The sequence below is a fragment of the Caballeronia sp. KNU42 genome (genome assembly GCF_053760385.1).
In genome coordinates, this window is sequence record NZ_CM132388.1 from 3,659,856 (window position 1) to 3,674,755 (window position 14,900).

Below are 14,900 nucleotides of genomic sequence, written 5' to 3' on the forward strand. Positions count from 1 at the left end.
CCGTACTCGCAGCGCTGTTCCAGGCGATACCACCCAGACGAGGAATTCCATGCATCGCGCTACAAAGATTGTCGCCACTATCGGCCCCGCTTCCAGTACCCCTGAAGTCCTGCTGCAAATGATGCAGGCAGGCCTCGACGTGGTCCGCTTCAACTTCTCGCACGGCACCGCCGACGACCATCGCCAGCGCGCGCAATACGTTCGCGACGCCGCCAAGCAATGCGGTCGCGAAGTGGCGCTGATGGCCGATTTGCAAGGCCCGAAGATTCGCGTGGGCAAGTTCGAAAACGGCAAGGTCACGTTGATCGCGGGCAATGCGTTCATCCTCGATGCGCGTTGTGAGCTGGGCAATGACGAACGAGTCGGCCTGGATTACCCGGATTTGCCGCGCGACCTGCGCAACGGCGACGTGCTGTTGCTGAACGATGGTTTGATCGTGCTGGACGTGGTTCGTGTGATTGGCGAAGAGATCCATACCACGGTGAAAGTGGGTGGTGATCTCTCGAACAACAAGGGCATCAACCGGCAGGGCGGCGGGCTGACCGCGCCGGCGCTGACCGAGAAGGACATGGAGGACATCAAGACGGCGATGTCGCTTGGTGCCGACTTCGTGGCGGTGTCGTTTCCGAAGAACGCGACCGATATGGAAATGGCGCGGCAACTGGCGAACATCGCGGGCGCGCCGTACGGCATCAAGCCGAAGATGATCGCGAAGATCGAGCGCGCCGAAGCCATTCCGGCGTTGCAGGGCATTCTTGATGCGTCGGACGGCATCATGGTTGCACGTGGCGACCTGGCGGTGGAAGTCGGTAATGCCGCTGTGCCGGCGCTGCAGAAGCGCATGATCCGCATGGCGCGCGAGTCGAACAAGTTCGTGATTACGGCGACCCAGATGATGGAGTCGATGATCCATGCGCCCGTGCCGACGCGTGCTGAAGTATCGGACGTGGCGAATGCCGTGCTGGATGGCACCGATGCCGTGATGTTGTCGGCTGAGACGGCGGCGGGGAAGTATCCGGTGACGACCATCGAGACAATGGCGGCTATTTGTCTTGAAGCCGAAAAGTCCGAGCAGAGCGAGCTTGACAAGGATTTCCTCGATCGCACGTTCACGCGGATCGATCAATCGATTGCAATGGGCGCGTTGTTCACGGCTTACCACTTGGGCGCCAAGGCGATTGTCGCATTGACGGAGTCGGGTGCGACGGCGTTGTGGATGTCGCGGCACTGGTCGCATGTGCCTATTTTTGCGCTGACGCCGCGCATTGGCAGCGAGCGGACGATGGCGCTTTATCGGAACGTGACGTCGTTGCACCTGGATACGAACACCGATCGCGATATCGCGCTTCAGCAGGCGCTGGAAGTGGTGGTGTCGAAGGGCTACGCCGCTCGCGGCGATATGGTCGTGTTGACTGTGGGTGAGCCGATGGGGCAAGCCGGAGGGACCAACGCGATGAAGATCGTGCGGGTGGGAGATCCGTTTTAAGTTTGTTCGGAGGAAAAGGCGCGAGTACATCGCGCCTCGCGTCGCGGTGTTTCGGGACCTGGGTTAGCGGTACACAGCGAAAGATTGGGAAGGGTCGGTCAGCGGGATCCACTCACATGCACCGCGCAAGCGGTGGGTTAGTGAGTGGACAATCCGACATCGATTGTGGGTTCAGTAATCTGGAATATTTCCGGGCGCGCACAGGTTTGTCGACTTCATAGGGACTGCCCCCCGAATGTTCTCCCTTGGGATAAGGGCGAGTGCTGACCAGTCGGCTTCATTCACGTAGACCTCTCCGGATTTGCACCGCATATGTGCCTGTTTCGGATTGGTATCGCACCAGGCACCGTCTAACGCACATCGCTGCCATTGAGGGATGACGGAAAGCGGCGTCGCCATACCGCCAGCCGCCTTCGTGTATGCCTGCACGTCGCGCTTGGTTATGGTCATGTACATGAAGTCAAAATCTGACCGAACCGGACGTGCTACCTCAGCATCAGCATATCGCGTGCGAAGGTCCACGACATAAAAGCATGCTGCTCCGAAGAGTACGCTTGTTACCAAGAAAATGGAGAGCCCGGCTACTCTTCCGGGAGTTAGTCGCAGTCCACGTGTGAACGCCTGGCCCAACACTGGAAACCCAATAAGACACCCTCCGGTAATCGCGAACCAAATTCCAAACGAGCGGATGTCGCACTCATATCCGCAGACCGGCTTAAAGGCAAGCGCGATGCGCGCGGCAATGAGCCCGGCGCCCGCACCGATGACCGCAAAAAACACAAGCGCCGCGAGTCTTTTCACTTGATTTCCCAAAATAGGATCTCTTTCGATTTTCGCAAATCCGAGAATCCAAACGGTAAATCGGCCGCAAAGGAGTTAAAGCCGAATCTTCTGCTAATGGTTGCAATGGAGTCGATCGGGCCGCTTATAGTCAATCGTGTTCCGTTCCAGAGATCGATATGACCGCCGCTCAGATTGTCCGGCGAATCCCCGTCCTGTCGCCAGTACCCGTAGAAGAAAACGATGCCAGTTCGTCCTTTGACCTTTGACTCCCAATTCGCACCCGTAATGTCTTGAGCGTTAGGAAGTCCTGCTAACGGTTGCAACCGCAGCCATTCAGCCAACTCGTATGCACGCGTAGCCGTGGGCTTGCCGTCTAGCAGTATCCTCCCAAGGGTCGGCTTCCCCGGCATAGGCTTAACCAGCTTCTGCGAGAACGATTTCATCTCACTACCGACTCGATGGAACGTAACACTCATGCGTATTGCACATTGATTCTTGTACGCTCCGGTCGGATCGTCGTATGGATCGCCCGATGGGTAGTTATCCCACAGTTCCTGAAAAGTCAGCACCTTCAGTTCCACTACTTTAATGGAATCGGGTGTCGAATTCGTCTGCACTACAGTCCTCTTGTTCGGCATCCTCAGACTTCCTCGTGTTTGGCAAGGGCGTCGTCGCCCCAATAGATGGAGTAACTTTCCGAACACTCGGTGTTGATTCGCGGCAATAGCCGAGCCGAGTCGACGCGCCCCGAAAATACGCGCCCATCTGTCGTTTCAATGAAGTACGGATAGCCTTCGAATGATGCCGTTCGTCCTACTTGGACACGTTCATCGTATGAACCTATCGCAACGGAGGAGACGCCACCACTTGCAGTTCTGGCTGACGCCACAGTGCCCAGACGATCGCTCATGTCCTCATGACGGAAGGTGCTCTGCATCCGCGCAACCATATGTGGTGGTTCGGGGCATTTGCACAGCAAGATATCGCCATCCAGAGCGATTTCGTGCGGCGTGTGTTGGATCCTTCTCGGACCTCCCGCCTTCGCAATAAGCCCCATGCTTTTGCATGCGTTGCAGTAAGCGTGACCGCCGATAATCGCGGCCGGATGGCCTGAAACGCCGAATGGCCGCGTATTGCTGTTCACCGTATAGCCACCGGTTTGGGGTTCGTCACCCACGCAAAGAAGCAGACGCATCATGTGCCGTACTCCCATCGTGCGAGTGCATCGTCGCCCCAATGCACTGCGTATTCGTCGATCGCCGCCGTCGAGATGCGGGGTAATGATGCATCCGCGCCTATACGTCCCGAGTAGGTTCGACCTTCTCGCGTCTCAATGAAATACGGATACCCATCTAAGGCCGCAGCCGTGGCGGAAGCACGAATTTGCTCGTCAAAAATGACAATCGATGATGAAGAAATAGCCGCAGTGCCGAGAGCTGTCGTACCGGTTATTGATAAATCACGTTGTGGTTCCAGATTGCAGCCTGCGTCACCCCCAGCGATCACGCGGTTCATTCCGCACGGGCACAGCACTTTGTCTCCATGCACGACTGCAACGCGGCCTTGTTCAGAGACGCCTTCTCCGGTCCCGTAAATCGGATATGCGCCTTTACAGTTTCCGCATGTTGCCGTGTCACCGAACAGCGCGATTTTCTTTCCATCGTCGTGCATCGTTGACGAATAGGCGATCACGAAACCACGGGTAGTTGTCGGATCGCCATGTCGAACTAAATCGAGTCTCATGGAATGCAGCTCCGTTGGTCGATCAGTGAACGGAGCTATCCGCGCGCATTGGCACAAAGGCGGCAGCGCGGTGCTTACGGTCGGGGCTGTCGTTAATCACATCGCCGTTCGCAAGTACGCTACCCACAACAGCGAGGGCACGAAACTCGGGTGTGTCAGGTAAGCCGACACCAGTTATGATCTGCGAGCGAGTGCCGTCGTCGTACTCGATAAAATCTCCAACGGCGCCCGCCTTGCGATGAGTCCCGCCGACCTCGAAGTCGCTCGTCGCTTCGCGAAGTACACCGCCTAGCCGAGTCGTTGCTCCTTTCACTGCAAAGCGATACGTGGGGTCGGTGGCGGGCGGTGGCACATAGGCCGCATCGAAGAGCCCGTCGATAGTCTTACCGGCGCGCACGACTATGCCGTGTCCCTGCTGCAACGACTCGACAATACGGTCGCCGTTGCTCAAGCTACTCCCCACAAGTGCGGCAGGCTGGTTCGCAATGACTGTGGCTAGACCTGCCCCATCCACAATGACCGCTTCGCTGCCGTCGGGGTACGTCACCACGTCGCCGACGCGAGCAAGTCCCAGTCCTGCAACAGTGGCCCCTCCTGTTGCTAGCGTGACCCGTCCGCCGCGCGCGGTCAGCGAGCCGATGGTGGCGTACAAGTAGGTCGTTTCGTCGGTAGCGTGATTTTTCACGTGCCAGTCTCCTTCAGGGTTGGAAAATTTATCCTGCCTGGTAGGCTGGCTGAACCTCGTTGGATCGGTATATAGGACTTGTCCGAAACACTATGTGACGTTGATCCAACTCAACGACGTCATGCACCTATAAAAAATAGCCAACTCAGGCAGACCACTAACCGGGTCCCCTCCCCACCAGAGCCCCTAAAAAACGCCTGCCCCGGGGCGCGAGCGAGCATCTCCAGTGCGAACGAACACATAACGGCCTGCCGGCTCCAGCTAAAATATTACAAATCCGGCGATGCCCAAAACACCAAAAAAAACCGCAAACAGCCAAAAAAGACTTCGTTCCATCTCAAGGAGTTTTACCCATGCCTCTCGTATCAATGCGTCAACTGCTGGACCACGCGGCTGAAAACGGCTATGCGCTCCCAGCATTCAACGTCAACAACCTGGAGCAAGTACAAGCCATCATGTCGGCCGCCGACCAGGTCAACGCCCCGGTCATCATGCAGGCGTCCGCCGGTGCGCGGAAATACGCAGGCGAAGCGTTCCTGCGTCACCTGATCGAAGCCGCCGTCGAGTCATACCCGCATATCCCGGTCGTGATGCATCAGGACCACGGGCAATCCCCTGCGGTCTGCATGGCCGCCATCCGCAGCGGTTTCACCAGCGTCATGATGGATGGCTCGCTCGAAGCCGACGGCAAAAGCGTCGCATCGTATGAATACAACGTCGATGTATCGCGCAAAGTGGTCGAGGCAGCGCACTCCATCGGCGTGACGGTGGAGGCCGAGCTCGGCGTGCTCGGCTCCCTCGAAACCATGAAGGGCGACAAGGAAGACGGCCACGGCGCCGAAGGCACCATGACGCGCGAGCAACTGCTCACCGACGTCGAACAAGCCGCCGACTTCGTTAAGAAAACCCAGTGCGACGCGTTGGCTATTGCTATTGGCACATCGCACGGGGCGTATAAATTCACCAAGAAGCCAACCGGCGATATCCTCGCCATCCAGCGCATCAAGGAAATCCATCAACGCATCCCGAACACCCATCTGGTGATGCACGGATCGTCGTCGGTGCCGCAAAACCTGCTGGCTGAAATCCGTGAATTCGGCGGTGACATGAAGGAAACCTATGGCGTGCCGGTCGAGGAAATCCAGGAAGGAATTCGTCACGGCGTGCGCAAGGTGAACATCGATACCGACCTGCGTCTCGCAATAACGGGTGCAATTCGCCGCCATTTCGGCGAAAATCCGTCGAAATTCGATCCGCGCGACTATCTGAAACCTGCTCGCGAAGCAGCAAAGAAAATCTGCCTTGAACGCTACATGCAATTCGGCTGCGAAGGCCAGGCGAGCAAGATCAAACCGGTCCCGCTCGATAAAATCGCCGAGAAGTACAAGTCAGGCGAACTAGCTCAGATCGTCAGGTAAGCAGGTCGAAAAGCGTTGCAGCCCGGTGTAAGAAGGTCTGGCAAAGGGGGCACTGTCTTGGGCCATAAGCCGCAGTCAAGCTCCCGTCAGGCGTTTGAACGGCCCGCTGGACGGCCTTTTTTGAGATGGCCATCCTCGACGGGGCGGCGAGTGTTTCCACCCGGAGCCTCACAAAACCGGGTCATCCGCCCGACGCGTTTACAATAGCGGTGAGTCGCGCTTGTCGCCCGGTTTTGCGCCGGGCATCTTACGCCAATGAATGCCAAGGCTGTCCCCGGGCGCATGACAGGGCCAGCCGACACGAACCGCCGTTCCCGCAATTCCGGGGAACGGCGTGTTGGTTTTTTCTCTCAGCCTGATTTGCGGCACTTTTCCGGTAGATGACGATGTCCACCTCACATTCCCCGCTGTACGAATCCACGCTGAAATCGTTGCCCCTGCTCGGGCGCGGCAAGGTCCGCGACAACTACGCAGTTGGCAAGGACAAGCTCCTGATCGTCACGACCGATCGCCTCTCGGCGTTCGACGTGATCATGGGCGAGCCCATTCCGAACAAGGGTCGCGTCCTGAACCAGATGGCCGATTTCTGGTTCGCGAAGCTCTCGCACATCGTGCCGAACCACAATACGGGCATCGATCCGGCGACCGTCGTTGCCGCCGATGAAGCCGATCAGGTCAAGGGCCGCGCCGTCGTGGTGAAGCGCCTGGAGCCGATCCTGGTGGAAGCGGTCGTGCGCGGTTATCTGGCCGGCAGCGGCTGGAAGGACTATCAGGCAACGGGTTCGGTCTGCGGCGTGGAACTGCCGCCGGGCCTGAAGAACGCCGAAAAGCTGCCCGAGCCGATCTTCACGCCGGCAGCGAAGGCGGAAATGGGCCATCACGACGAAAACATCACCTACGATGAGATGGAACGCCGGATCGGCACGGAACTATCGGCGACCATCCGCGAGATTTCGATCAAGCTGTACAAGGAAGCGGCCGAGTACGCGGCGACGCGCGGCATCATCATCGCGGATACGAAGTTCGAATTCGGTCTCGATAACCACGGTGAACTGTTCCTGATGGACGAGGTGCTGACGGCGGATTCGTCGCGCTTCTGGCCGGCGGACGGGTATCAGGTGGGCACGAACCCGCCATCGTTCGATAAGCAATTCGTGCGCGACTGGCTCGAAACGCAATCGTGGGGCAAGACGCCCCCGGCGCCGAAACTGCCCGACGACGTAGTCGCGAAAACGGCTGAAAAGTACGAGGAAGCGCTGCAACGGTTGACCGGGCAGTCGCTGGCGTAGTTTTTCAGGCGGCCCCGGGCTGGCATAACGAATGCGCTCGCTCCCATGCGGGCGGTTCGAGCAGCCCGGCGGCTGTAAAAACAAAGGCATTTAACGCACGCGAGCGTCCGGCCCCGCAGCGCCGAGCCCCGAAAGCCATTCCATAATGGCCGGTAGCTTGAAATCCGCATTACCCGAAAAAGGCCGCCAAAGGCCTGTCCACCCCAAAGGAATGCAGCACGATGAGCGAAGTCCAGACCGCCGCCGCGGCCCACACGCATGACGCACCGTTGATCGGCGTGTTGATGGGTTCCAGTTCCGACTGGGACGTGATGAAAAACGCGGTCGCGATCCTTCAGGAATTCGGCGTCCCTTACGAGGCGAAGGTCGTGTCGGCGCACCGCATGCCCGACGAAATGTTCGCCTACGCCGAAAGCGCGCGCTCGCGCGGCCTCGTGGCGATCATCGCGGGCGCGGGCGGCGCGGCGCATTTGCCGGGCATGCTCGCTGCCAAGACCACGGTGCCCGTACTGGGCGTGCCGGCATCGAGTAAATATTTGAAGGGCGTGGATTCGCTGCACTCGATCGTGCAGATGCCCAAGGGCGTGCCGGTCGCGACGTTTGCTATCGGCGAAGCGGGTGCGGCGAACGCGGCGTTGTTCGCGGTCTCCATTCTCGCCGTCACCCAAACGGCCTACGCCGACAAACTTGCGGCATTCCGTGCACGCCAGAACGACGCGGCGCACGCCATGGTCCTTCCGCCGCTATAAACGCAACGGAACAGTTTTACGTAGCACATCCGGCACCATTTCCGGCCGAGACCGACTGACCGACCCCACAAGATGAACGCACAAACTCAACCCAGTTCTCCCATCCAGCCGGGCGCATGGCTCGGCATGGTCGGCGGCGGCCAGCTCGGCCGCATGTTTTGTTTCGCCGCGCAGTCCATGGGCTATCGCGTGGCGGTCCTCGATCCGGATGAGACGAGTCCGGCCGGTACCGTCGCGGATAAACACATCCGCGCCGCCTACGATGACCCCACCGCGCTCACCGAACTCGCGCGCTTGTGCGCGGCGGTATCGACGGAATTCGAGAACGTGCCGGCCGCCAGCCTCGATTTCCTCGCGAAAACCACCTTCGTCAGCCCCGCCGGCCGATGCGTCGCGATCGCGCAGGATCGCGTGGCCGAAAAACGGTTTATCGCGAGCACAGGCGTGCCGGTGGCGCCGCATGTGGTGATCGAGTCGCCCGAGGCGCTGGCCGCGTTGAGCGATGAACAAATCGCCGCCGTGCTGCCCGGCATTCTGAAGACAGCGCGTCTCGGCTACGACGGCAAAGGCCAGACAAGCGTGCGCAACGTCGAAGAAGTGCGCACCGCTTACGGCTCGCTCGCGGGCGTGCCTTGCGTGCTCGAAAAGCGTTTGCCGCTCAAGTTCGAGGTGTCCGTGCTGATCGCGCGGGCGGGCGATGGGAAGTCGGCAGTTTTTCCGCTCGCGCAGAACCAGCATGTGAACGGCATCCTGGCAAAAACCGTCGTGCCGGCGCCGGACGCGTCGCCTGCGCTCGTAGCCCAGGCTCAGGACGCCGCACTCACGATCGCCGCGAAGCTGGATTACGTGGGCGTGCTGTGCGTGGAGTTTTTCATCCTGGAAGACGGCACGCTGATCGCCAACGAAATGGCGCCGCGTCCGCACAATTCCGGTCATTACACCGTCGATGCCTGCGCCACCAGCCAGTTCGAGCAGCAAGTCCGCGCGATGACCGGCATGCCGCTCGGCGACACGCGCCAGCATTCGCCGGCCGCGATGCTCAATATCCTCGGCGATATCTGGTTCGAAGGCACGAAAGCGCGCACGCCGCCGTGGCATGACGTGGTCGCGTTGCCGACTGCGCGGCTGCATCTGTACGGCAAGGAAGAGGCGCGGCCCGGCCGCAAGATGGGCCACGTCAATTTCACCGGGGCCACGCTGGAAGAAGTGCGCACGGCGGCGCGCGACTGCGCCCGCATGCTGCACATTGCGCTGGGTTGACCTCGATGACTTTCGAAGCTCCGACCGTCGCGCAGATCCAGGATGCCGCCGCGTTGCTCGACGCCGGGCAACTCGTCGCGTTTCCGACTGAAACCGTCTACGGGCTGGGCGGCGATGCCGAGAATCCCGAGGCCATCGCGCGGATCTATGCGGCGAAAGGGCGGCCGTCGAATCATCCGGTGATCGTGCATCTCGCGCCCGGCGGCGACCCGGCGTACTGGGTCGAAGCGCTTTCCGACGATGCGCAGAAACTGATCGATGCCTTCTGGCCCGGCCCGCTCACGCTGATCCTGAAGCGCGCGGCGCATGTGCCGGCGGCGGTCAGCGGCGGGCAGGATTCCGTTGCCATTCGCTGCCCGTCGCATCCGGTCGCGCAGGCGCTTCTTACTGCCTTCAGCGCGTTGCGCGAGGGTCATGGCGGCGTGGCGGGGCCATCGGCGAACCGTTTCGGGCATGTCAGCCCGACCACGGCGCAACATGTCCGCGATGAATTCGGCGCAAGCGTGCACGTGCTGGATGGCGGGGCGGCGAAGGTGGGCATCGAATCGACGATTCTGGATTTATCGCGGGGCTTTCCTGCATTGCTCCGGCCGGGACATGTCAGTCCGCTGGAAATTGCGGACGTGCTTGGCGTGATGCCCCGTCTGCCTGATGGCACCGATGCCAGCGCACCGCGCGCCTCCGGCACGCTGAAAGCGCATTACGCGCCGCGCACGCCGCTCAGCTTGTTGCCGTTCGCGGCGCTGGAACCTTTGCTCGCGGCTCATCCGCTGGATGCCGGCAAGAAACTGGCGCTGGTTGCGCGAGTGTCGAGCGCCGGTCGATGGGTGGACGCGCCGAATGTGCATTTCATCGCTGCACCCGATGATCCGCAGAGCTACGCACGTGAGCTGTACGGCCTGCTGCGCGCGCTGGATTGTGCCGATGTCGAGCGGATTTTGATCGAGACGCTGCCGATATCGGCAGAATGGAGTGCGGTGAATGACAGGTTAGGGCGCGCGGCGGCGGCGTTTGAAGAGCAGGAGTAGGGGCGCCGCACGAGGCGCGATCAGCTAAAAAAATCTTTCGAATCATCGGCCTAGGCGACCTAAATAGTTTAGATACATAAAAGTATCTAAACCCGCGTGCCGACGCGCAGGGCACAAAGCCCACAGTCTGATGACAGCGAGAACCGCCTCCCAAAAGCAAAACGCCCAGTCTTCCGACCGGGCGTTTCACTTCATCGGCTCATCATGCAGCCGACCCTATTTCCCCAGCCCGCTCGCAGCAATCTGTTGTTCCACGAACGTGGAGAACAGGGCGTGCAGGTGCGTCGTCGGGTGAACCGTATCCGCGTACATGTACGACTGGTCCGCGCCGGCCACCGTGTAGGTTTGCGGTGAGCAGAACAGCGACGTTGCGAATGCCGACGGGTCCGGCTCGCCCAGCTTGGTCGCGGCGGCGGTCATCGCGGCGAGATTACAGGCTGTGCCCGTATTCGATACCGTGAACCCGTTCGCCTGGAAGTTCGCCTGGATGCCGTCGACCCAGGTGTAGGCATCGACGTAAATCACCTTCGACAACAAGCCGGACTGCTGCAGCGCGCCCTTCAGCGTGCCGTTGAACAACTGCGTCACTTGCGAGAAGGTCGCGCCTTTATCGGCGCTGGCCAAGCCCTGAGGTGCTCCACCAATATCAGGCACCGCCGATACCACCACGTGCGTCGCACCCGCTTGCAGCACCCGGCCAATCAACGTCGCCAGGTCGATTGCCGCCTGGCTGATCGCGGTCGTCGCGGCGGTCGTCGCGGCGGCTGCTGCTGCCTGCGCCTGCGCCGGCGTGATGGCGCCCGCGGCGAGCTCGGCCTGAATCCCGGCATCGGTCGCTTGCGCTACACCCAGGTTATAGAAGATGTCGTTGGCGCCGCCGTTTATCAGCACGAGCTGGTTGGCGTTGAACGAGCCATTCGACCCGATGAACTGGGTCACCTGGTCGTTGATCGGGATCGTCGTGGCCTGCGAGAAGTCGGCGTTCGCCGTGCCCGGCGTGGCGTGGCCAATCCCCGGCTGCAGCGTCACGCGTGAGCCGCCTTGTGCATAGCCCAAACCGCCGGCCGCCGAAAGCGGGATGCCGAAGCCGCCGGTGTTCGCCGCCGTCAGCGTGCCGCCGTAATACTGCGCCACGTTCTGGGTCCAGATCTGGCCGGGATTCGTCGTAAAGCGGCCGCCGCCGAAGTCCGCCGTCGCGACCGGCGCATACGTGCCGACGTCCGAGAGACTGTCGCCAAACGACACCACTTGCAGTTTCACGCCGCCCGCAGGCGTGTTGTTATTGTTGTTGTCGCTGCCGCCGCACGCGGCCAGCATCGCAATCGCGGCGCATGCTGTGGCCGTCTGCACGGCGAGCAGCCAGCGTTTTTGGCGCGCGGCGGGTTTCGTCAGGGCGGGTTTCATTGACTTCATCTCCTCGATTCTCGTTTATCTGGTCATGTGGTCTGCACGCCGCTTCGAGGTTGCTGTCGGCTGGCTTTCCGCTAGGGCGTCGGCTTCGAACGGCACGCACCGTGAGCGATGCGTGCCGTCGGCCAAGCGTGGCGATAGCTTACCGAATCTTTAAGAGGATTTGAGATTGTTTCCTACGAGGGTTTGCCTGTGCTTGCAGACTGCGCATCCTCGGGTTCTAAGTCGTGTTCCAAGTCGATCAGGCGCGCTTTCACTCGACCGACCCAGTGCGGCGCGCGCCTTCATACACCCACTCGAGCAACGCGTCATGCGCCGCCCGCGCCGCCTCGGCACGCGGATCGTTGATGAAACTCACCACCACGTAGCTCTCCCCGTTCTCCGCGCCCACGTAGCCGGCGATGGCCCGCACGTCACGCAGCGTGCCCGTCTTGATATGAGCGTTGCCGCCCGCGCCCGCGTTGGTGAGCCGGTTGCGCATGGTGCCGTCCACGCCCGCAATGGGCAGCGACTCCACGAAGACCTGCGCCACCGGGCTCGAATTCGCCGCCACCAGCAGATCGGCGAGCGATTGCGCCGTGATGTGTTCTTCGCGCGACAGACCCGAGCCGTTATCGAGGTAAAGGTTGGTCATGGGCAGCGCGCTGCGATGCAGGAACGCCTCGATCGCCGCCGCTGATTTCTGGGTGGTCGCCGGCGGTTTGCCCATCGCTGCGCCGATGGTCAGGAACAGGTTGCGCGCCATCACGTTATTGCTGAACTTGTTGATGTCGCGAACGATATCCGACAGAACCGGGCTGCGATGCGTGCCGACCAGCCGCGCGCTGACGGGCGTCGGGCCTTCGCGGGTGGCGCCGTTGAACGTGCCGCCCGCCTGTTTCCACAGCGCGAGGAAGCCGCCGGCAAAGAAAGTGGAGTGATCGAGCGCGGCGACGTTGATGGTGCGCGGCCCGCATCGAAGCGGATAGTCGCCGATAAACGACGCCTGCACAAAACCGCCCGTGGTTTGCGCCACGCTCGGCGACGCCGCCGGCAGCGAGCCCGCGCAAGCGCCGCGCGTGACCCTCAGTTCGTTGTCGATTTGCAACTGCGCGAGTTGCGGCAGCACATCGATTGCCACCTGGCCGTCCGAGCTGGGCGTCAGCGTGAACGACAGCGACTTGAACGCATACAGCAGCGGGTCCGGGCCGACGTTGTAGGGCGCGTTTTCGTCGGCGTCGAAGGCGGGGAGATCGCGGGTGGAGGTATCGAAGTAGCGTTTGTCCAGCACCAGCGCGCCGTCGATGCCCGTAATGCCGTTGCGGCGGATCTGGTCCACCAGGTCGATGAGTTCTTCCGGCACGAGTTTCGGGTCGCCCGTGCCCTGGATATACAGGTTGCCGTGGAGGATGCCATTCGTATCGACTTCACCGTCGGCGTAGGCCGTGGTTTTCCAGCGGTAATCCGGACCCAATAACGACAAGCCCGAATACGTGGTGACCAGCTTCATGGTGGAGGCCGGCATCATCGGCTCGTTGGCGTTGATCGCGACCAGCGGCACGCCGGCGCCGCCAATCCGCTCGACCACCACGCTCATCGATGAAAGCGGCACGTGGGCGCGTGCCAGCGCGGCCATGACGGTCGCTGGAAGCGGACCGGCCGGAACAACGACGCGTTCGAACTTCGACTTCTTCGCCGCCCGTTTCGGCGTTGTTTTTTGCGCTTCCGCCTTCGGGCCGCCACCGCCGCGGGCCTCGACGGGCGTGTTCACCGCAAAGGTGAAAGTGGCGGCGGCTATAACCAGGCTCGCGGCTGCGCGCCAACGTTTGGCAAGTGGATTTTTCCTGTGCAAAAAGGGTGCTCTATACATGTGGTCGGATTTTGATGGCGAGAGGTGGTGCGGATTTGCGGATTGCCGGGCGACGCTGCCCCAAGCGGTGCGGCTATTGTATGGGGGTTCTGCTTACGGTTTAAGGTTTGCGGGCTTTCAAGCGGCCGCTAGCTCGGCGATTTGGCAACACGGACTCAACGCGGCGCCAGCCGTTCGGGCAAGGAGTAACGCTGCATCGTGCGCTCCATGCCATCGAGGAAAGCCTGCTCAGCCGCGTTCATCTTGCGCCCGCGATGCCACAGCAGGTCGACATCGACATCGACCAGACCCTCTTCCGGCGGCAGACGCCAGAGGCGCTGCTGCGTGAGGTCGTCGCGGACAATATGCTCGGGCAGGCAGCCGATGCCATACCCCGCGAAGATCAGCCGCCTCACTTCGTCAAGACTCGGCGATGCCGCCACGATCCGCCCCGTGAACCCGCGCTGGTCGCGAAACACGGTCAGCGGCGACAAACTGTCGCCAATTTGATCACTCGTGAATGACACGAAGTTTTCCGCGAGCAGATCTTCCATGGTCAGCCCGTGCCGTCCAAACAGGCGGTGGTATCGGCCGCAAAAAATGGCGTAGCGCTGGCGCAGGAAACAGCGCTGCTCGAGTTTATCGATGGGCGTGCGGCACAAACTCAACCCCGCGGTCGCGGTCTTTTGCAGCAACGACGAAATGATGTCCGACGATCGCATCACTTCGATATGCAAATCGATACGCGGATAAGTCCGATGGAACTCGCCGAGAAACTCGTCGTACACGCCTGAATCGATGCGGCTTACCGTCAGCAGCCGGATGGAGCCGGTGATGTCTTCGCTGCGGTCATCGAGTTCGGTTTCGAGTCGGGACATGTGACCGTAGATGTCGCTGGCGATCCGGTACACCTCTTCGCCTGCGTGCGTGGGCTCGAAGTGCGGGCCGCGGCGCTGGATCAGGTTGCGCCCGAGCGTGTCTTCCAGGCGCTTCAGCGCCTGGCTCACCGCCGGCTGCGTGAGATGCAGACGCGCGGCGGCGCGACTCACGCTGCGTTCCTGCATGATGACCAGAAAGGTTCGCAGCAGATTCCAGTCGAGCCGGTCGTTCAGGAACCGCGCTATATCTACACGCCGCTGAATCATGGGTGAAAGTCCAAGGTATTAGCCAAACTTATACGCCGAATAATAAATCGAAATTGGACTAATGTTTTATGGCTGG

14 protein-coding genes are annotated in these 14,900 nt (G+C 61.0%); 6 read left to right on the plus strand and 8 right to left on the minus strand.

The genetic code is table 11. The features are described 5' to 3' along the window. Positions 1-49: 49 nt before the first annotated feature. Complete coding sequence (pyk, locus tag ACSOSP_RS16400; RefSeq protein ID WP_455310992.1) at positions 50-1,486, plus strand: pyruvate kinase; 1,437 nt, start codon at positions 50-52, stop codon at positions 1,484-1,486. A gap of 171 nt (positions 1,487-1,657) precedes the next feature. Here the strand turns inward: pyk and ACSOSP_RS16405 are convergent, their stop codons facing one another. Genes ACSOSP_RS16405 through ACSOSP_RS16425 form a run of 5 tightly spaced genes read right to left on the minus strand, consistent with a single transcriptional unit; the run spans position 1,658 to position 4,697 of the window. Further along, entirely contained in the window at positions 1,658-2,287 is a 630-nt protein-coding gene (locus ACSOSP_RS16405) for a hypothetical protein (RefSeq protein ID WP_455308328.1), read from the minus strand. Next, on the minus strand, positions 2,284-2,907 hold the full coding sequence (locus ACSOSP_RS16410) for a type VI secretion system amidase effector protein Tae4 (protein ID WP_455308330.1): 624 nt from the start codon (positions 2,905-2,907) through the stop codon (positions 2,284-2,286). Before ACSOSP_RS16410 ends, ACSOSP_RS16405 begins: the two co-directional genes overlap by 4 nt. 2 nt (positions 2,908-2,909) lie before the next feature. Further along, complete coding sequence (locus ACSOSP_RS16415; RefSeq protein WP_455308332.1) at positions 2,910-3,467, minus strand: PAAR domain-containing protein; 558 nt, start codon at positions 3,465-3,467, stop codon at positions 2,910-2,912. Beyond that, positions 3,464-4,012 (minus strand): PAAR domain-containing protein, encoded by a 549-nt coding sequence (locus tag ACSOSP_RS16420; protein WP_455308334.1) that lies wholly within the window; start codon positions 4,010-4,012, stop codon positions 3,464-3,466. Before ACSOSP_RS16420 ends, ACSOSP_RS16415 begins: the two co-directional genes overlap by 4 nt. 22 nt (positions 4,013-4,034) lie before the next feature. After that, a complete protein-coding gene (locus tag ACSOSP_RS16425; protein WP_455308336.1) occupies positions 4,035-4,697 on the minus strand; it encodes a PAAR domain-containing protein in 663 nt (220 codons plus the stop codon). Between the two features lie 353 nt (positions 4,698-5,050). On the opposite strand from ACSOSP_RS16425, the gene fba reads away from it, so the two are divergent. The 5 genes from fba (at position 5,051) to ACSOSP_RS16450 (ending at position 10,441) form a co-directional block, all read left to right on the plus strand. Next, positions 5,051-6,115, plus strand: coding sequence for a class II fructose-bisphosphate aldolase (gene fba, locus ACSOSP_RS16430; protein ID WP_455308338.1), 1,065 nt, complete (start codon positions 5,051-5,053; stop codon positions 6,113-6,115). Between the two features lie 386 nt (positions 6,116-6,501). Continuing rightward, positions 6,502-7,404 (plus strand): phosphoribosylaminoimidazolesuccinocarboxamide synthase, encoded by a 903-nt coding sequence (locus tag ACSOSP_RS16435; RefSeq protein ID WP_455308340.1) that lies wholly within the window; start codon positions 6,502-6,504, stop codon positions 7,402-7,404. Between the two features lie 221 nt (positions 7,405-7,625). Next, on the plus strand, positions 7,626-8,153 hold the full coding sequence (purE, locus tag ACSOSP_RS16440; protein ID WP_455308341.1) for a 5-(carboxyamino)imidazole ribonucleotide mutase: 528 nt from the start codon (positions 7,626-7,628) through the stop codon (positions 8,151-8,153). Positions 8,154-8,225: 72 nt separating this feature from the next. Further along, a complete protein-coding gene (locus ACSOSP_RS16445; protein WP_455308343.1) occupies positions 8,226-9,413 on the plus strand; it encodes a 5-(carboxyamino)imidazole ribonucleotide synthase in 1,188 nt (395 codons plus the stop codon). Between the two features lie 5 nt (positions 9,414-9,418). Further along, complete coding sequence (locus ACSOSP_RS16450; RefSeq protein WP_455308344.1) at positions 9,419-10,441, plus strand: L-threonylcarbamoyladenylate synthase; 1,023 nt, start codon at positions 9,419-9,421, stop codon at positions 10,439-10,441. 216 nt (positions 10,442-10,657) lie between these two features. On the opposite strand, the gene ACSOSP_RS16455 is transcribed toward ACSOSP_RS16450, so the two are convergent. The 3 genes from ACSOSP_RS16455 to ACSOSP_RS16465 all read right to left on the minus strand — a co-directional run bounded on the left by ACSOSP_RS16455 (position 10,658) and on the right by ACSOSP_RS16465 (position 14,824). Further along, positions 10,658-11,854 (minus strand): SGNH/GDSL hydrolase family protein, encoded by a 1,197-nt coding sequence (locus ACSOSP_RS16455; protein WP_455308345.1) that lies wholly within the window; start codon positions 11,852-11,854, stop codon positions 10,658-10,660. Between the two features lie 250 nt (positions 11,855-12,104). Then, positions 12,105-13,700 carry a D-alanyl-D-alanine carboxypeptidase/D-alanyl-D-alanine endopeptidase gene (gene dacB / locus ACSOSP_RS16460; protein WP_455308346.1) on the minus strand — a complete coding sequence of 532 codons (1,596 nt, stop codon included), beginning with the start codon at positions 13,698-13,700 and terminating at the stop codon, positions 12,105-12,107. Positions 13,701-13,855: 155 nt separating this feature from the next. Next, complete coding sequence (locus tag ACSOSP_RS16465) at positions 13,856-14,824, minus strand: LysR family transcriptional regulator (protein WP_455308348.1); 969 nt, start codon at positions 14,822-14,824, stop codon at positions 13,856-13,858. Between the last annotated feature and the right edge of the window lie 76 nt (positions 14,825-14,900).